Annotated in this window: 10 protein-coding genes and 1 pseudogene; 7 read left to right on the top strand and 4 right to left on the bottom strand. The window is 41.2% G+C overall.

All coding sequences use genetic code 11. The features are described 5' to 3' along the window. Positions 1-217: 217 nt before the first annotated feature. Complete coding sequence (gyrA, locus tag NW213_RS09260) at positions 218-2,758, top strand: DNA gyrase subunit A (protein WP_258322592.1); 2,541 nt, start codon at positions 218-220, stop codon at positions 2,756-2,758. A 21-nt stretch (positions 2,759-2,779) separates the two neighbouring features. After that, positions 2,780-3,997: a tetratricopeptide repeat protein gene (locus NW213_RS09255; protein ID WP_258322591.1), complete on the top strand. Its 1,218-nt coding sequence runs from the start codon at positions 2,780-2,782 to the stop codon at positions 3,995-3,997. A 70-nt stretch (positions 3,998-4,067) separates the two neighbouring features. Here NW213_RS09255 and NW213_RS09250 read toward each other — a convergent pair whose 3' ends face one another. The 4 genes and pseudogenes from NW213_RS09250 to NW213_RS09235 form a co-directional block, all read right to left on the bottom strand. After that, positions 4,068-6,674, bottom strand: coding sequence for a TonB-dependent receptor (locus NW213_RS09250; protein ID WP_258322590.1), 2,607 nt, complete (start codon positions 6,672-6,674; stop codon positions 4,068-4,070). Positions 6,675-6,692: 18 nt separating this feature from the next. Then, on the bottom strand, positions 6,693-7,679 hold the full coding sequence (locus NW213_RS09245; protein WP_258322589.1) for a FecR family protein: 987 nt from the start codon (positions 7,677-7,679) through the stop codon (positions 6,693-6,695). Positions 7,680-7,681: 2 nt separating this feature from the next. Further along, complete coding sequence (locus NW213_RS09240; protein ID WP_258322588.1) at positions 7,682-8,245, bottom strand: RNA polymerase sigma-70 factor; 564 nt, start codon at positions 8,243-8,245, stop codon at positions 7,682-7,684. 418 nt (positions 8,246-8,663) lie between these two features. Then, a pseudogene (locus NW213_RS09235) lies at positions 8,664-10,080 on the bottom strand (AAA family ATPase). A 153-nt stretch (positions 10,081-10,233) separates the two neighbouring features. On the opposite strand from NW213_RS09235, the gene NW213_RS09230 reads away from it, so the two are divergent. The 5 genes from NW213_RS09230 to NW213_RS09210 all read left to right on the top strand — a co-directional run bounded on the left by NW213_RS09230 (position 10,234) and on the right by NW213_RS09210 (position 19,145). Next, positions 10,234-11,526, top strand: coding sequence for a lipopolysaccharide assembly protein LapB (locus NW213_RS09230; RefSeq protein ID WP_258322587.1), 1,293 nt, complete (start codon positions 10,234-10,236; stop codon positions 11,524-11,526). Positions 11,527-11,745: 219 nt separating this feature from the next. Beyond that, positions 11,746-12,096 carry a hypothetical protein gene (locus tag NW213_RS09225; protein ID WP_258322586.1) on the top strand — a complete coding sequence of 117 codons (351 nt, stop codon included), beginning with the start codon at positions 11,746-11,748 and terminating at the stop codon, positions 12,094-12,096. Positions 12,097-12,285: 189 nt separating this feature from the next. Then, a complete protein-coding gene (locus tag NW213_RS09220; RefSeq protein ID WP_258322585.1) occupies positions 12,286-14,619 on the top strand; it encodes an outer membrane beta-barrel family protein in 2,334 nt (777 codons plus the stop codon). Between the two features lie 150 nt (positions 14,620-14,769). Beyond that, on the top strand, positions 14,770-16,629 hold the full coding sequence (locus tag NW213_RS09215; protein WP_258322584.1) for a hypothetical protein: 1,860 nt from the start codon (positions 14,770-14,772) through the stop codon (positions 16,627-16,629). Positions 16,630-16,817: 188 nt separating this feature from the next. Then, complete coding sequence (locus NW213_RS09210; protein ID WP_258322583.1) at positions 16,818-19,145, top strand: TonB-dependent receptor domain-containing protein; 2,328 nt, start codon at positions 16,818-16,820, stop codon at positions 19,143-19,145. The last annotated feature ends 19 nt before the right edge of the window (positions 19,146-19,164 follow it).

Genomic DNA, 19,164 nt, shown 5'->3' with positions numbered 1-19,164 from the left:
TTTATAGTTCCGGCAAATATATTTGTTTTTTATTCTTACAACAAATTATGTGCCATTTTTCTTGTTCTGAATAATTGTCTTGTTTTGTCAGTAATTGAGTAAAAATGTTTAATATGGTACATATTTTTTCATAAAAAGTTTCGTATATCGTCTAAAAGTAGTACTTTAGCATGGTTTTTCGTAAACCGAAAGAGATGTATAATTAATATTTGTTTAAATGCAAGAACAAGACAGAATTATAAAAATTAACATCGAAGAGGAAATGAAGTCGTCGTACATCGATTACTCCATGTCTGTAATCGTGGCGCGCGCCCTCCCTGATGTACGAGATGGTTTCAAACCTGTACATCGCCGTATTCTCTACGGAATGATGGAACTGGGAAATACTTCGGACAAACCTTATAAGAAATCTGCCAGAATAGTTGGTGAGGTACTTGGTAAATACCATCCTCATGGCGACTCTTCAGTGTATGGTGCATTGGTACGTATGGCACAGGATTGGGCTATGCGATATCCTTTGGTTGACGGACAGGGTAACTTCGGATCTGTCGATGGTGACAGCCCTGCAGCAATGCGTTATACAGAGGCTAGGCTGAAGAAGATAGGCGAGGAGATGATGCAGGATTTGTACAAGGAGACTGTAGATTTCCAGAACAACTTCGATGATACTCTTCAGGAACCTACCGTTATGCCTACACGCATTCCGAACTTGCTCGTGAACGGTGCTTCAGGTATTGCCGTAGGTATGGCAACTAATATGCCGACACACAATCTGGCCGAGGTTATTGACGGCTGTGTGGCATATATCGACAATAATGATATAGATGTCGATGGACTGATGCAATATATCAAGGCTCCTGATTTCCCTACAGGCGGATATATATATGGTGTAAGTGGAGTAAGAGATGCTTATCAGACAGGCCGCGGACGTGTGGTTATGCGTGCGAAGACCGAAATCGAAACTCACACCAATCATGACAAGATTATCGTAAACGAAATCCCTTATAACGTAAACAAGAAAGAACTTATCGAGCATATCGCTTCGCTTGTAAACGAGAAGAAGATTGAAGGTATTTCATACGTGAACGATGAGTCCGACCGTGAAGGTATGCGTATCGTTATAGACGTGAAGCGTGATGCCAATGCAAGTGTAGTTCTGAACAAACTGTTCAAGATGACTGCTTTGCAGACTTCTTTCGGTGTGAACAACATCGCTTTGGTTAAGGGACGTCCTCGTCTGCTCAATCTTAAGGATCTGATCAGACTGTTCGTTGAACACAGACACGAGGTGGTTATCCGCCGTACACAGTACGACTTGCGTAAGGCTCAGGAACGTGCACACATTCTTGAAGGACTTATCATCGCTTCGGACAATATCGACGAGGTAATCAGAATCATACGTGCTGCAAAAACTCCTAACGAGGCTGTAACTAACCTGATGGCTCGTTTCGAACTTAGCGAAATCCAGGCACGTGCTATAGTAGAAATGCGTCTGCGTCAGCTGACCGGACTTTTGCAGGAACAGCTTCATGCGGAATATGAAGAGATAATGAAGCAGATTGCTTATTATCAGGAAATCCTTTCAAACGATGAACTCTGTATGAAAGTCATCAAGGACGAACTGATAGAAGTTAAGGAAAAGTACGGTGACAAGCGTCGTTCGGAAATAGTTTATGCTTCGGAAGAATTCAATCCGGAAGATTTCTATGCTGACGAACAGATGGTAATCACTATATCTCATCTGGGATATATCAAACGTACTCCATTGGCTGATTTCCATGCTCAGAACAGAGGCGGTGTAGGCTCTAAGGGTAGTGAAACACGCGATGAGGACTTCATCGAACATATCTATCCGGCTACAATGCACAATACTATGCTGTTCTTTACACAGAAAGGTAAGTGCTACTGGCTGAAGGTTTATGAAATTCCTGAAGGAAACAAGACATCAAAGGGACGTGCAATACAGAATCTTTTGAATATAGATGCCGATGATGCCGTAACAGCTTACTTGCGTGTCAAGAACCTTAATGACAAGGAATTCATCAACAGTCATTACGTATTGTTCTGCACTAAGCAGGGTGTAATAAAGAAAACACTCCTTGAACAGTATTCACGTCCACGTCAGAATGGTGTGAACGCTATTACTATCCGCGAAGACGACAGAGTGATAGAAGTTCGTATGACTAACGGTAATAATGAAATTGTTATAGCAAACCGTAACGGACGTGCCATACGTTTCCACGAAAGTGCCGTACGCGAAATGGGACGTACTGCTACCGGTGTACGTGGTATTACTCTTGACGAAGACGGACAGGATGAAGTTATAGGAATGATTTGCATTAAGGATCCTGAAAAGGAAACTATAATGGTGGTTTCTGAAAACGGTTATGGTAAACGTTCTGACATCGAGGACTACCGCAAGACAAACCGTGGCGGTAAAGGTGTCAAGACATTGAACATTACCGAGAAGACAGGCTCACTTGTTGCAATCAAATCTGTGACTGACGAAAATGACCTGATGATTATAAACAAGTCGGGTATAACAATCCGTGTGAAGGTTTCTGATTTCCGTATTATGGGACGTGCTACTCAGGGTGTAAAACTTATAGACCTTGAAAAACGTAATGACAGTATCGGTTCTGTATGTAAGGTTACATCTCAGGCTGAGGAAGAGGCTGTCGAGGGTAGTGCTTCACAGGAAGGTGAAATGGATAATAATACAAATGAACCCCAAGAAGATAATAATCAAAACAATTGACTTACTAAAATTTAAAACATTATGAAAAAAGTATTACTAACTGCAGCCGTGTTGTTTACTACATGCGCAGTATCAGCACAGACTAGTGTTGTAAAAGAAGCGAAATCTTCTAAGAGTGATCCTGTAAAGGCTGCTCAGATTATTGAACCTGCATTGAGCGATCCTACAACAGCCAATGATCCTGAAACATGGAAACTTGCCGGTGATTTCCAGAAGGCTATCTACGATGACGAGAATATGAAACTTTATCTCCCGGGTGGACAGGCTGATACAGCTAAATTGTACAACAGTTTGGCTAAAATGTTCGAATATTACATGAAATGTGATGAAGTTGAACAGGCAAAAGTAGCTAGTGGTGAGTTGAAAAAGCCTAAGCTCAGAAAGAAATTGGCTAAGACATTGGTTTCTGTACGTCCTAATCTGACAAATGCAGGTTCTGATGCTTATAATGCAGGAAACTATAGCGCTGCGTTGAAATTCTTTGGAACATACTGCGATGCTGCAACAGCTCCTATCTTTGCAGATATGAAAGAAGTAAAGAATGATACACTTGTTCCACTTATCGCAAACTATGCTACATTGGCTGCTAACTCATTGAAAGACAATGCCGCTGTTATCAAGTATGCAGAAATGGGTAAGAACCACAAGGAAGAAGGTTACAGAGCATTGATGTGTCTTGCTGAAGTTTACAAGTCAGACGAAGCTAAAGACTCTGTAAAATGGCTTGCTGCAATCAAGGAAGGTGTTGAAAAATTCCCTGCACAGGAATATTTCGTTGGTAACCTTATGGACAACTACATCCAGAAAGGTCAGGTAAAAGAAGCTTTGGCTGAAATAGACGGTATCATAGCAAATAATCCTTCTGCTTACTTCTTGTATGTAAAGGGTGTACTTCAGTATGAAAACAAAGACTATGAAGGTGCAATAGCTACATTGCAGCAGATTGTTGACAAGAACGACGGTTTCGTGGCAGAAGCATATTCCAAAATGGGTGACTGCTACTTCTTCCCTGGTCAGGATATAGAAGAAGCAAACTCTCAGCTTGCTATGGACGATCCTAAATATGCAGAAGGTGAAGCTAAGATTAAAGAGCTTTATGCAAAGGCATTGCCTTACTATGAAAAGGCTAAAGAATTGGCTCCAGATAACAAAGCTTTGTGGGGTCAGTATTTGTTGAGAATCTACTGGAAGCTTAACAGAGCTGAGTATGAGTCTCTTGAAAAAGAACTTGGATATTAATCTGATAGTTTGATAAAAATAAAAAATCCTGGTCTGTATTTCAGATCAGGATTTTTTGGTTTTATATATATCAGAACTTGAAACTGATGCTTCCGTATGGAAGACAATTTTCTGATAAATGTACAGAATAGAAATCTACTATATCTTCTTCAGGAGGGTTTCCAAGCAGATTGTAAAGACCGCATCTGAGAAGTAGCAATTTGTCTCCGAAATCCTTCTTGAATGTATATCCTACGTCAATTCTGTAGTTGAATTCTCCACGTCTTTGCCTGAAGCCCAAATCCTTGTCGCTTTCAAACCAGTTGTCCGATGTCTTGATTCTTCCCGATTTTGTTATACATCCTATAGACAGGCTTGACGATTTGCTTATCTTGTATGACAGGGCTCCTGCTCCATAGTGTGGCATATCATACAAAGAAGGAAGTTTGCCCAGGCTCTTGTATTCATCGAACCATTCACGGCTCCTTGAATAAGTATATGACAGTTGCATAGTCCATCTTCTGTACATATAATAGAGGAACATTTTAATTCCGTAACTGTCTCCGTTACCCACCATTATATAGTTGTTCCAGTTATCGTTTTCTACTATTGCATCCGGTTTCAGGGCTACGATATTCCGTCTTGTCTTATAATATGCAGATGTTTCTAATTTTCCTCTGTCGCTGTCGAAATTCTTTTTCCAGCCAATCTCATAATGTTCCGATGAGCGCGGTTTAAATCCTTCTATGCTCGGCATTCTGAAATCTGTCGGTAGAGAAATACCATTGAAACTGATGTAATGATAGAACTGCTCCATTTTAGAGAAATTCAGGTATATAAGGTCATTCTTACCAGGTGTAAAGTTCAATGCAAAACGAGGCTGTATGCTGTAATAATTTCGGAAGTTTACAGGATTGTATGCAATGAAATGTACTCCTACACGTGTTGTAAGGTTATTTGTTACTCTGATATAATTGTCGTAGTACAGAGAATACTGGTTAATGGCCTCATTCTGCTTCTTGATGTTTTCTCCGAAAGCTGTCATCTCATACATCTCGTGCGAGTACTTGAATCCCCAACGGGTAGAGTATATGTTTTCCGGACTGTAAGTAAATTCAGTATTGAAATTTATTGTCTTTATTCCGTTGCTTATTTCATTGTTAGACGCATTGTTTTCTGTTTGATTAAAGGAATCTCCATTATTCCAATCGTCATTCCAATTGTCTTCCCATCCGCTGTCAGGGTCCATATCATCTTCAAAGTCGTCACCCAAACCAAAACCAAGTACATCGGCGTTTGCACGGCTCATGTGTGACGAATAGTAAGCTGAGGTCGTATTACCAAGTTTTCCCCACATTCCGTTATAAGTGGCCTTGTATATCTGGTTATTCCATTTCACTACAGGTATGGCTTCTTCTGTGTATAGGGGAAATCTGAACTCGTCGAATGTATTATATGCAAAGAACTTTAAGGAACTGTTTTCCGACATATAGTATGACAGTTTTGCCGTATAGTCGAACGAGTAGTGGTTCAGTCTGTTTTCTTCCGATAAAAGTTCGTCGAAGAAATCCATCCAGCTTCTTCTTACACTCACCAGATACGACAGCTTGTTTTTTATTATTGGCCCTTCCAGTGTAAGCGATGCGGCAGGCATGTCGATAGAGAAAGTACGTGTATGCCTGTTCTTGTTTCCGTCTTTAAGATTGAATTCCGTGACCGATGAAAGTCCGCCTTCCAGACGGGTGGGGAAGAAGCCCTTGTGGAAGACAATATTCTTTATCACGTCGCCATTGAACTGGGGAAGCAGAGCGTTGACGTGTCCCGGATGAAACACAGGTACACCGTCGAGTAGTATTATGTTCTCGTCATAACTTCCGCCATCTACCATAAAGCTGTTTCCCGTAGGAGTGCCGGTCACTCCGGGTAGTATCCATATTTGTGAAAACAGGTCGTTGCCGCTGAAAGACAGCATGCCTGATGGAGTAATCTCTGCCAGTTCCGCATCATTTCTGATAGACCTGACCGTAACCTCGTCAACCTCGAACAGAGCCGGTTTGAGATTCATGTCCAGTCTTTTTCTGCTATAAAGATGCAAAGGTGTGGAGAACTTCTCATATTCCATATAGCTTATTTCGATGGTATATTCTCCTTCTGTAAGGTTCAGTCGGTAGTTGCCGTTCTCGTCGCTTGTGGAGTAAAGCTTCTTGCCGTCCGTATCTGACGCCATAATGATTGCCCCATACAGTTTCTCGGATGTTGATTCGTCGGCTATCGTTCCGTTTACAGAAAATTCCCTTTTGGCATCAATGCGTATCGCGATTTTCCTTCCGGGCATTTCCGTTATGCTGTATCTGTAGTCTTTAAGAATAATCTCCAGCAGTTGGGCTACAGACATTGTGGCAGACTGTCTCACTGTGCAGTTCTTTTCCATGTCTATAGCCTGGTTGAATGAAATCGATATTCCCTTTTGTTTCTCGATATAGCTGAACCATTGAAGCACAGAAGCCGATGAGGCTCTAACGAAGAGAACCTCATCGGTCAGTTTATTTTTGTCTGATGAAAAAAAGTTTTCCTTGATATCTCCTGCAGCTGTGTCTGCCGCTGTTCCCGTCATAGACGTTTCCCTGTTTGGAAAAGCATCTCCTGCATGAGCCATTGCCGACAGCAGTAGCAGGACTTTCATTGATTGATGTATCATCCGGCTATAAATGCTTGGTTAATATAATCGGTAATGCTTTCCAGTCTCCAGAGTCTCGTATTTGCAGCTGCACAGGAAAGCCAGTTCCACTATTATTGCCTCCGTATCGGCAGTGTCAATTCTGCTGGTTATCTTGTTATTCCGGAGTTCTTTGCTTACCTCAATTTTCACTCCCGTGGTCTGTTCTATCTTTTTCACCACTTCCATTATTCCCGCATTCTCGAACGACAGTACTTTAGGTTTCTCTTCGAACACCTCATACGGGTTCTCTATCTTACCTGTCTTTAGAGTCTTGTTGTCAAGTTCGGCCTTCTGGTTGGCTTTGATTATAACCTTGCTGTTTTCCGATTCTACGCTTACCACACCGGTCTTTACATATACGCTTGAGCTTTCAGCTTTAGTGGCATCAACCAGAAACGATGTTCCCAGCACTTCCACCATAAGGTTTTCTGACTGTACTTTGAAAGCCCTTCCGTGCATCTTCCTCACATTGAAGAAAGCCTTTCCGTTTAGAGCTACCTCCCTTGCCGAGTTCATACCTCCCGTTCTGTAGCTCACGTTTGCATCAGGATATAGCGTTACAGACGAACTGTCCGGCAGATAAATCATCATCTTCTCTGCAGTGTTGTTGGCAAACAGCTGTTCATTGTTGTTATTCCTATTGCTCATAAAGAATGAGATTGATATTACTACTATTACAAGGACCGAAGCTGCTGCATAGAAAACCGACATGCCCAATGACTTCTTCTTGTTCTTGTTTATTGAGATACTCATTGCCGGTTTCTTTGCCGACGTCTTGTTTATATGCTCTTCTATTCTGGCCCATGCTTTTGCTGTTCCGAACTCGGGAGCCTTCTTTGGCGATATAAGTTTTACCAGCCTGTTGTATTCGTCGGCATGCGTAGCTATCCATTCCTGAATATCATTCTTTTCCGAGTCCGACATTACCTCGCCTGTGATATATTTAGCCAGTAATTCGTTGATATATTCTTCTGTATGTTTCATCTCTAAATGTTGTTTGAAATGATTGATATGATTAATGTGATAATAACCGCGATAGTGAACGAACATGTGGCTGCAAATTCTCTGAGCAGTTTGATGGCTTTACCCATCTGATTTTCCACAGTCTTTTCCGATAATGACAGCAGCTCTGCAATTTCCCTGTATTTCATTCCTTTAAGCTTTGAAAGCAGGAAAATTTCCTTACATTTTGGCGGAAGTACAGCCAGAGCCTCCGATAAAAGTTCCTCCGGTGATTTCCTGTCAGTGTCCAGTGTGTCCTCATCCTGAAGGTGTGCTCCGGCAGATGGAGCATCTTCTATCGAAACCGTGTAAGAGCATTTTTTTCTGAGAAACGAGATACAGGCGTTTTTTACGGCTGTAGTGATGTAGGCGGCAAATTCCTTGTCCGGAAGAGTGTCCTTGCCTTTATCCCATATATTTATGAACAGTTCCTGAACTATGTCTTCTGAATCGTCAGCGTCGGAAACATATTCGTATGCTATGCTGCATAGTCTTGGGTAGTGTTCGTTAAATCTGGACTTGAAGATTTCTTTTCTGTCGGTGTTCATTTTTCGTTTGATTAGTTTTTGTGGTTATTACTCAGGTACATGTCTTTGACAGCATTTTTACAAATATACTGTTTCCGTACCTAAATAACAATTATTGGCATATATTTTATGTAATTTGTATGTTCTCCACACGCTCGTGTGGAGTTCTCATCACGTTCGTGTGGAGCTCTCGACACGTCCGTGTGGAGTACTCGACACGTTCGTGTGGAGATAACTGTTTCAGCTCGATGTTTTCTGATTTGTCTCATGCTTTTATAATTAAGCAGGTAATTAATCCTTTTCCTTTGTTGCTTTCACTTCAATAACGCAGATTTATGTAAAAACCCCTATGTGGGAAGATAAAATAATAATGAGAAAAGGGTAGCATTGAATCATCAAAGCTACCCTTTAGTATAAATGTGAAAAATTATGTATAACGCTAATTTACTGCCCAGTCGCTAATTGTTCCGGTTTCAGAAGAGAATGATGCACCGATTTTATAAACTTTGCGGCTATCGGTTGCATATTCACGCGCATATCCTTTTTCCTCTATCTGCTGAAGCGCCTCTTGGGCCGTACCGTCCAGTTTGAACTCAAAGATATATACATATTCCGATGTTTCCACTATGCAGTCCACACGTCCCTGACTCTGTACTTTTTCGGCATAGACGGTATAAACACTCACCAAACGCATAATGAGATAGAAGGTGTTATTCTGATGGTTGCAGATATGATGAAGCCACCATTGTAAGGAATCCCCCCTTTACCTCATTGTTCGGGAAATCAAGAAGGAAGGTATTGAAATCTCTGTCGTAAGCCTTTATTGTAAGATATCCGCTTTGATATATCATAGGCAAGGGACGTTCCACGTCGGCCTTGTAGTCAATAAATTCTGCCGGAGTGTAATATTTTCCGGTAAATTCGTTCATCCTCTCATGTGAATGGTTGAGCAGGCGAATAAGATATGTGGGAGTTCCTGTGCTGAACCAATAGTCATCAATACTCATTTTGTCAAAAGCGTTCAACAAGCTGAAAGGGTTATATATGTCAGTCATACGTTTGCTGAAGTGGTACCCATCGTATTGTTTCTTCAACAGTTTATACATTTCATCCGGTGTACACTGATATTCGACTGCCATTTTCGACACAGGTTCAGCAAAATATTTTCCAATCTCCTCCTGGGTAATACCGCAAAGAGCCTCATACCTTATATCCATACTTATATCTTTAGGCTGGTTGAATCCGCTGAACACACTTACCTGCGAGAACTTGGTTACACCTGTCAGCAGTACGAACTGCAGGTGTTTGTCCGCTCCCTTAAATACAGAATAAAAAGCTTTCAGAACATTGCGATGTCTGTCCTCCAGATTTGTATCCACATCCAGTACATCAAGAATAGGTTTGTCGTATTCATCTACAAGTACCACAGCGCGTCGGCCTGTCTGAAGATGAGCGGCCTCGAGAACCTTTATAAAGCGGTCTCCAAGACCCAATTCATTTTCACGTACAGGCAGATTGTACTTCTGTTCCCATTCCGCCAGATAAAAGTTAAGTTTCTTCTCCAGCTCTCCAGGATTGGTAAAATTAGTAGCGTTGAAATCCACATGGAAAACGGGATACTCGTTCCATTCTGTCTCCATTTTTTCTATGGCAAGACCGTGAAACAGTTCCTTACGTCCTGAATAATAGTTTTCCAGAGTAGAAACAAGTAGGCTCTTTCCGAAACGTCGCGGACGGCTAAGAAAATAAATCTTACCGTTGTGAGTAAGGTCATAGATTAAATCAGTTTTATCTATGTATATATACCCATCTTCTATAATTTGTTCAAAACTCTGGATACCAATTGGAAATTTCATAACCTGATTCTTTTTGTACTTTACGCAAAGGTAAATAAAAAATCAGACTTTCAAGTCATTAATTAATATGTCTTTTCCTTATCCTTAACAAAATGCGCACACTAATGTGTATAGTGCCGGAATATTTTTATTTTTGCAGGAAATTTTTGTAAAATGAGAAAGATAACCCACTATATTCTGTACATTCTGATTGCTTTTACAGCCCTTTTGAATATCCGATGCAGTGGAAACGGCACGGAGAAAACACTGCTTCCGGAACTGGCTCACGCTGAATCCGTGATGTTTGATCATCCGGACAGTGCGCTTCATATCCTGGAAGCCATGCCGATGCCTTCAGCACGCCGGGATAAGGAGAACCATGCGCTGTGGTGTCTGTTGGTGACACAGGCAAAGGTAAAACAGCTGATGAAAATCTCCTCTGATTCCCTTGTGAGGATTGCATACAATTATTACAAGCCTACCGATAATGCCCGTAGAAAGGCGATGTCTGCTCTTTATATGGGAGATATAAACTATGACTTAGGAAATATAGAAGAAGCCATGCAATATTACCTGGAGGGTAAAACGGAAGTGGAGAAAACAGACGATTATAAGACCGGATATCTGATAATGTCTTCTTTGGGAAAGTTGTATTTATATCGCAGACTTGCTGATTATGCTCTTGAAGCCTGCACGAAGGCATACGACTATGCCGTTAAGGACTCCAGCAAGCGGTATCAGATGACTTCTTTGCAAAACTTGGCCAGATGTTACTGTATTTCTGATAAGTTACCGGAGGCTATAGATATATATCACAAATGTAGTGATTTAGCTTTAGAAATAGGATATCGGTATAATCAGTATTATTATGATGTACAGTCTGAAATAGCTTTGGTTTATACGAACAGTTTGCAGTATGAAAAGTCATTGGAAATTCTAAAAACATTTCCTAAGATATACCAGCATTATTCACTAATTGGTACAAATTATTTAATGCTAAATCAGTATGATTCTGCATATTTATATTTGAATAAGGCATTAAATACTGATAATGTTTATGCAAAGAAAACGATATATAGTTCTCTGTATGAATTGGCTGATACTCCCCAATACCGTAAATACCTGAAGACCTATTGCGATTCACTTCTTTTTTACAACGATTCTATCATAGCCCTTGACAAAGGCAAAGAAATCATCGCCTATAAAGAGAAGTATGACCACCAGAAACTCATCACCGAGCAACAGCGTCTGAAGCTGGAGAAGGCAGATGCACAGCGTTTGCTGTTCATCATCACGATATGCCTGATTGTGGTTATAGCTGTCGTAGCATATCTTTACCAGAAACGTATTGTTCGCAAGGAAACCACCATTCGCAAACAGTCTGAACAGCTGCAGGACTACATGCTTCAACTTCACGAATACGAGACACGTCTCATGCATAACAACCGCTATATGGAGGAACTGTAGGAGCAGATATCACGTCAGGAAGTTAATGCTGAAGATATAGAATCATACCGTGAACAGATAGACAGTCTTCAGTCAGAGAATGGCAGGCTGTCCGAAAATATAGCCACTCTGCAAAATCACATTGCCGAATATACCTCTAAACTTGACAAGGCCCGCCGTGATACGGAAAAGTTCCGTAGTATATCAGAAGAGAATCTTAACCTGAAGCAGCGTGAACGTATGCTTGCCGACTATGTTGTGGATAACGACAGCCTTGTGAAGGAACTTAGGGAGAAATGCCGTGTTCTTGATGATATGGAATGGGAGACTCTGGAGCAAATGTGCGAAAGTACGTACGGCAATTTCGTGAGCCGTCTTCAGGGTATCTGTCCGACACTGACTAAGCAGGAGCTTCATCTTTGTATTTTGATCAAGCTCCGTTTCAGCAACACTCAGATGTCTGAGATATTCGGTGTCAGTGTCTCTTCGGTATCCCAGAAGAAGTTCCGTCTGAAGAAGCATTTGAGTGATTCGTTGGAAGGCGGTCTTCCCGAGGAAATGACACTCGACAGATGGGTGGCAGAGTTCTGAAAAAAGAAAATGTAGAGATTGACATAATTGTATAATACGGCATAATACGCATATAATCAGTGTATTATGCCGTATTTTGTTAATGATTAAATGTAGAGATACTTTTTAAATGTTGTATTGTTATATGTTCTAATTTTGCATTCGGAGATATAAACCATGAGCAATAATAACCTAAAAAGTATCTTTATAATGAAAGCGATTAAAACCTTTTTATTTACATCTTTAATGGTCTTCTTGCCGGTAATTCTATCCGCACAGACCGTAAGCGGAAAACTGGTTGATGAGAAGAACAAACCACTGCCTTTTGCTAATGTTGTACTGCTATCTTTGCCGGATTCTGCGTTTGTGAGCGGAACCATCAGCGGTGAGGACGGTTCTTTTACACTTGAGGCAACATCGGAAAACCAGATAGTGAAAATATCTTCTATCGGATATAAGACCGTGTGTAAGCCGGTATCTCCGGCAAATATCGGTATCGTGCAGCTCGTATCTGATGCACAGATGCTTGGTGAAGTGGTGGTAAAGGGTGATTTGCCTAAAACACGCGTTAAGGGTGATGCCATGGTCACTGAAGTAAAGAATAGCAAACTGTCTTATGCCGGTACAGCCAATGATGTATTGCGCAAATTGCCTGGTGTGGCAGATGTAGGCAACGGTTTGCAAGTATTAGGGCGAGGAACACCGGAGTATTATATAAACGGACGCAAGGTACGTGACCTTTCAGAACTTGACCAGTTATCCAGTACCAGTATTCGGAATGTGGAGGTCGTGATGAACCCAGGTGCTCGTTACGATGCATCTGTGAAGGCTGTTATACGTATTAATACACAAAAACCGGCAGGTGAGGGTTTTGGCTTTGACAATCGTTTAATGGGAGATTACAACAAGAAAGCGGGATGGCTGGACCAGTTCAACTTTAATTACCGAAAGAATAACTTTGATTTGTTTGGCCTTTTGTTTTATTCTGACAGCTACTACTGGAAGACTCATCAGGCCGTTCAGGATACTTATCTGGATAAACACTGGAAACAGGAAAGTCTTACAGATGTGGAAAGCCGGAGCAGGACATTTACCGGTAGGTTGGGTATGAATTATGTGTTTAATAACAATCATTCGTTGGGCGCATATTATCGTATCTCAAGGCAACCGTATTACAAAAATTATATGGATGTATATACCGATGTATTCAGTAATGGAACGGATTATGAATCTTCTGACAACTCTTCCGTCGGCTCTAATGATTATACCAAACATACTCTTGATTTGTATTATAACGGCAATGCCGGTAACTGGCAAATTGATGTGGATGGTAATGCCATCTGGCAGACAACTGATGCGGACAATCTGGCAAATGAGCAGATAAATGCCATGGACGGAACCAACTCTGTCCGCAATGTAACTACATACAGTGACACTGAATATGAATTTTATGCTGCCAAGGTTGTATTGTCACGCCCTTTATGGGGAGGTAATTTCTCTGTTGGTGCAGAATATGGATATATGAACAGAAACATGGACTATCGTAATCCCGAAGGTATCATATCCGACAGTAAAGATGAAATTAATGAGAACAACGCTTCTGCCTATGCAGAATACAGCAAGGCATTTGGCAAAGTAAACGCTCAGCTGGGCATCCGATACGAGTACGATGATTTTGATTATTATGTAAATGATGAACATCAGAAAGATCAGAGTAAGGTTTACCACAATGTGTTTCCTTCGGCATCGCTTTTCTTTCCACTTGGAAAAACACAGGTTATGTTGCAGTACAGATCGGAGATACAGCGTCCGCGTTACTCACAACTGAGCAGCCAGGTGGTATATATCAATCGTTATACTTATGAAGGCGGAAACCCGTTGTTGAGACCAGTCATGACAAACTCACTAAACTTAGGTGTATCCTACAGATGGTTGTCTGGGCGTGCAGGATACCAGCATGTTAAAGATGACATCTTTAATACAAGTTATCCATACTCAAGCGAAGATCCTACCATCGCATTGATAAGCCAGAACAATTCACCCGCTTATGACATGCTGTTTGTCGCTGTAACTGCCGCTCCTACCATAGGTAAATGGTCGCCTTCCTGGACAGCCAGCTTAAACAAACAATGGCTGGAGGTGGAAAGCCCTGAAGGTAACATTAATCTGAACAAGCCATTGTTTATGCTTAACTGGGACAACAGTCTTGAATTGCCTATGGGATTCCTTTTAAACATGGGTGTCAGATGGATGAGTACAGGCGATATGCAGAATACCAGATTGGACGAACAGAGCTGGTCGGTAAACGGAAGCTTGCATAAATCTATCATGAATGGCAGAATGAGTTTTCTTCTTCAGGCAAATGATATCTTTAATACTCAAAAACAATACGGGACTTTATATTCCGGAGAGGTGCGTACTATCAAGATGTATAACGACCCCAATGCACGCAGTGTCAGCCTGACTGTCCGCTATAAGTTTAATACAACCAGAAGCAAGTACAAGGGAACCGGTGCCGGTGACAGCCAGAAGAGCCGTATGTAAGGATATTTTGATTCAATTAGTTTAAAAACTCTCTTAAATTCAGATTAGGGTGGCTTTAGTCATTAAGGCTGCCCTTTTCACTTAACAAAATGTACGAATTGATGTGTATAGTGTTGGATTATTTTTATTTTTGCATGAAATTTTTGTGAAATGAGAAAGATAACCCACTATATTCTGTACATTCTGATTGCTTGTACAGCCTTTTTGAATATCCAATGCAGCGGAAACCGCAAGGAGAAAACACCGCTTCTGGAACTGCTTCATGCGGAATCTGTGATGTTCGACCACCCGGACAGTGCGCTTCATATCCTGGAGGCCATGCCGATGCCTTCAGCACGCATTGATAAGGAGAATCATGCGCTTTGGTGTCTCTTGGTAACGCAGGCACAGTACAAACAGGTAATGAGAATCCCTTCTGATTCCCTTGTGAGGATAGCATACGATTATTACAACCCAACAAACAGTGCCCGCAGAAAGGCTATGTCTGCACTTTATATGGGAAACATAAACTACGAACTTGGCAATATAGAGGACGCCATGAGGTATTATCTGGAAGGCAAGACGGCAGTAGAGAAAACAGATGATTATAAGACCGGATATCTGATAATGTCTTCTTTAGCTGATCTCTATTTATTCCGTAATTTACCTGATTATGCACTTGATGCTTGTACAAAGGCATACAATTATGCTATAAAAGATTCGAATAAACGTTACCAAATGTCTGCATTGAAATTTTTGGCCAGATGTTATAGCATTAGGCATGAATTTCCAAAAGCAATCGATACATATAACAAATGTTCTTCAATATCTTTGGAGTTAGGACAGAAAGATGAATATTATTATCAAATTCAAACTGAGATTTCTTTAGTGTATTCCAATAGCGGAAACTTGGAAAAGTCTTTGGTATTATCAAAATCATTACCGGTTGAGTATCAGTCAACAGTTCTTATAGGTAAGAATTACTATTATCTGAATGAACATGACTCTGCTTACATCTATCTTCAAAAATCATTAGACACTGATAATGTTTATACGAAAGCTCTGATATATGAGTTATTATATAAAATAAGTGATAGTCCTAGGTACCGTAAATACCTGAAGACCTATTGCGATTCACTTCTTTTTTATAACGATTCTATCATAGCTCTTGATAAGGGCAAGGAAATTATCGCCTATAAGGAGAAGTACGACCACCAGAAACTCATTACCGAGCAGCAGCGTCTGAAGCTGGAGAAGGCGGATGTGCAGCGTATGCTGTTCATTATCACAATATGCCTTATTGTGGTTATAGCTGTTGTAGCATATTTTTACCAGAAACGTCTTGTCCGTAAGGAAACCACTATCCGCAAACAATCCGAACAGCTACAGGACTTCATGCTTCAACTGCACGAATACGAGACACGTCTCATGCAGAACAACCGCTATATGGAGGAACTGCAGGAGCAGATATCTCATCAGGAAGTTAATGCTGAAGATATAGAATCATACCGTGAACAGATAGACAGTCTTCAGTCAGAGAATGGCAGGCTGTCTGAGAATATAAACACCCTGCAACAGCATATTGCCGAATATACTTCAAGACTTGACAAGGTCCGCCGTGATACAGAGAAATTCCGTAGCATATCAGAAGAGAACCTTAACCTGAAGCAACGTGAACGTATGCTTGCCGACTATGTTGTAGATAATGACAGATTGGTGAAGGAACTTAGGGAGAAATGCCGTGTTCTGGATGATATTGAATGGGAGACTTTGGAACAAATGTGTGAAAGTACTTACGGCAATTTCGTGAGCCGTCTTCAAAGTATCTGCCCGACACTGACTAAGCAGGAACTTCATCTTTGTATCCTAATCAAGCTCCGTTTCAGCAACAGTCAGATGTCGGAGATATTCGGTGTAAGTGTCTCTTCCGTATCCCAGAAGAAGTTCCGTCTGAAAAAGCATTTGAGTGATTCGTTGGAAGGCGGTCTTCCTGAGGATATGACACTCGACAGGTGGGTGGCAGAGTTCTAAAATAGAAAATGTAGAGATTGATATAATTGTATAATACGGCATAATGCACATATAATCAGTGTGTTATGCCGTATTTTGTCAGTGGCTAAATGTAGAGATACTTTTTAAAAGGTGTATTGTTATATGGTATAACTTTGCATTCAGAGATATAAACCATGAGCAATAATAACCTAAAAAGTTTCTTTATAATGAAAGCGATTAAAACCTTTTTATTTACATCTTTAATGGTCTTCTTGTCGATAGGTCTATCCGCACAGACCGTAAGCGGAAAACTTATTGACGAGAAGAACCAACCTTTATCATACGCCAATGTGGTGCTTTTATCCTTGCCGGATTCTGCATTTGTTAGCGGAACCATCAGTGGTGAGGACGGATCTTTCACACTTGAGGCAACATCGGAAAACCAGATAGTTAGAATATCCTCCATCGGATATAAGACTGTGTATAAACCAACTTCTCCTGCCAATATTGGTATTGTGCAGCTCGTGTCTGACGCACAGATGCTTGGTGAAGTAGTAGTAAAAGCTGATTTGCCCAAGATGCAGCTGAAAGGTGATGCAATGGTTACTACTGTGCAGGGAAGTATCCTTGAAAAGGCAGGGACAGGGGAGGATTTGTTGGACAAGCTTCCTGGAGTATCAGCCGATGATGGAGAAGTCCGTGTGTTCGGTGCCGGTGCTCCGGAGATTTATATCAACGGTCGTAAGGTACGGAACAATTCCGAACTGAGCCAGCTTTCTTCCGATAACATCAAAAGTGTGGAAGTGGTGAACAATCCCGGTTCGCGCTATGACGCGACAGTGAATGCCGTTATCCGAATCAAAACCAAGAAGCCGCAGGGAGAAGGTTTCGGTTTCGACAACCGTTTCTATACAGAGTATCGTTATGACTGGACGGTAAACGATGTATTTGATTTCAATTATCGTAAGGGAGACTTTGATTTGTCGGGTATGATTTCGGGTAATGACAGACGCAGCGAAAACAACAAACACATCGAACAGGAAACTTTTCTGGACCGCACATGGACACAGAAATCTTATTTGTATAACTGGAAACATATTCAGAACATAGCAGCAATGCTATCACTCAATTACCAGTTTAATGAAAACCATTCATTGGGTATGCGTTATAATTATGACCGTACTCCTAAATTTCACGATGATATTGATATGCAGACGGATGTAGCTCAGAACAATATCCCTTATGAGAAAAGCAACAGTGGGGGATGGCAGAATCATGTAAGTTCAGGCCATACGTTGAATACTTATTATAACGGACAGGTGGGAGACTGGCATATTGACTTTAATGCAGACGGGATTTGGCAGAAGAACAGAATACCGCAGGAAATGCTGGAAGAAATTATTTCGGCAGACGGTGAACGGAAAGAACAGACTGTTACCAGTGAGAGCAATGATAAAAATACACTGTATGCGGCAAAACTTGTGGCGGAACATCCGTTATGGAAAGGAAATTTCTCGTTAGGCAGTGAATATACTTATACCAATCGTCTGAACAGTTATAGGAATGTTGAGGGAATTCTGGATGATGACGAAAGTCGCATCCGCGAAAACAGTTTTGCTATTTTTGCAGAATACGGTTTCCGTATCAGCCGGTTACAGGTAAGGGCAGGAGTACGATATGAGCATCTGGCATCGGATTACTACGAGGAAGGAAAGCGAATAGACGAACAGAGCCGCACATACGATAATGTGTTCCCTTCCGTTTCTCTTTCGCTGCCTGTAGGCAAGGCCCAGTTGCAGCTGAGTTATACCGGAAGCATTTACCGTCCTCCTTACTGGATGCTCCGAAGTAGTACTACGTATGTAAACCGTTATACTTACGAAGGCGGAAATCCGTTTTTGCGACCTTCGGTTATAAACAGGCTTTCGTTTAATCTTTCGTACAAATGGTTGTATTTCAATACGCGTTATATTCATGGCCGTGACGCAATCATTCAATTCAATCAGGCTTATTCGGAAGATGATCCGACTGTTTCCTTGTTCAGTTATTACAACAGGTATGCGTCGGATAAACTTTATTCCAGTTTGACACTTGCTCCAACCATAGGTATCTGGTCTCCTCAGCTTACGCTTATGTTACTTCAGCAGTGGTACAAAGTAGATGTACCCGGTGGCGTGGAAAATTTTAATAATCCTATTGGGTCGTTTACGTTCCGTAATCACTTCAGTTTGCCGCTCGGATTTGGACTGGATATAGATTTGGGAGCAGATACTCCGGGAGATAATGAAAATGCGTATGTAGCTGAAAGTTGCTGGTATGCTAATGTTGGTTTATACAAAAGTTTCTTTAATGAACGCCTGAGTATCAGGCTTCAGGCTGATGACTTGTTCAATTCCAGCACTGCCAAAACTGTTTTGTATAGCGGAAACAGGGTTATGACGATAAATCAGGAAGTTCGCCGCAGTGTAGGTTTGACCCTACGTTATAAGTTCAATGCAGCAAAGAGTAAGTACAAAGGAACCGGAGCAGGGGATAGCCAGAAGAGCCGTTTGTAAAACATTTAAGACTATAAAA

Origin of the sequence: Bacteroides sp. ET336, from assembly GCF_024733815.1 — a bacterium.
GTDB classification, from domain to species: domain Bacteria; phylum Bacteroidota; class Bacteroidia; order Bacteroidales; family Bacteroidaceae; genus Phocaeicola; species Phocaeicola cellulolyticus.
Note: the sequence above shows the minus strand (reverse complement) of the source record. Positions and strands in the feature narration are given on the sequence as shown.

What these genes read in the sequence shown, in the direction of transcription:
- gyrA (WP_258322592.1), top strand. Translation starts at nt 218, where the DNA reads ATGCAAGAACAAGACAGAATTATAAAAATTAACATCGAAGAGGAAATG.
- NW213_RS09255 (WP_258322591.1), top strand. Translation starts at nt 2,780, where the DNA reads ATGAAAAAAGTATTACTAACTGCAGCCGTGTTGTTTACTACATGCGCA.
- NW213_RS09250 (WP_258322590.1), bottom strand. Translation starts at nt 6,674, where the DNA reads ATGATACATCAATCAATGAAAGTCCTGCTACTGCTGTCGGCAATGGCT.
- NW213_RS09245 (WP_258322589.1), bottom strand. Translation starts at nt 7,679, where the DNA reads ATGAAACATACAGAAGAATATATCAACGAATTACTGGCTAAATATATC.
- NW213_RS09240 (WP_258322588.1), bottom strand. Translation starts at nt 8,245, where the DNA reads ATGAACACCGACAGAAAAGAAATCTTCAAGTCCAGATTTAACGAACAC.
- NW213_RS09230 (WP_258322587.1), top strand. Translation starts at nt 10,234, where the DNA reads ATGAGAAAGATAACCCACTATATTCTGTACATTCTGATTGCTTTTACA.
- NW213_RS09225 (WP_258322586.1), top strand. Translation starts at nt 11,746, where the DNA reads ATGCTTGCCGACTATGTTGTGGATAACGACAGCCTTGTGAAGGAACTT.
- NW213_RS09220 (WP_258322585.1), top strand. Translation starts at nt 12,286, where the DNA reads ATGAAAGCGATTAAAACCTTTTTATTTACATCTTTAATGGTCTTCTTG.
- NW213_RS09215 (WP_258322584.1), top strand. Translation starts at nt 14,770, where the DNA reads ATGAGAAAGATAACCCACTATATTCTGTACATTCTGATTGCTTGTACA.
- NW213_RS09210 (WP_258322583.1), top strand. Translation starts at nt 16,818, where the DNA reads ATGAAAGCGATTAAAACCTTTTTATTTACATCTTTAATGGTCTTCTTG.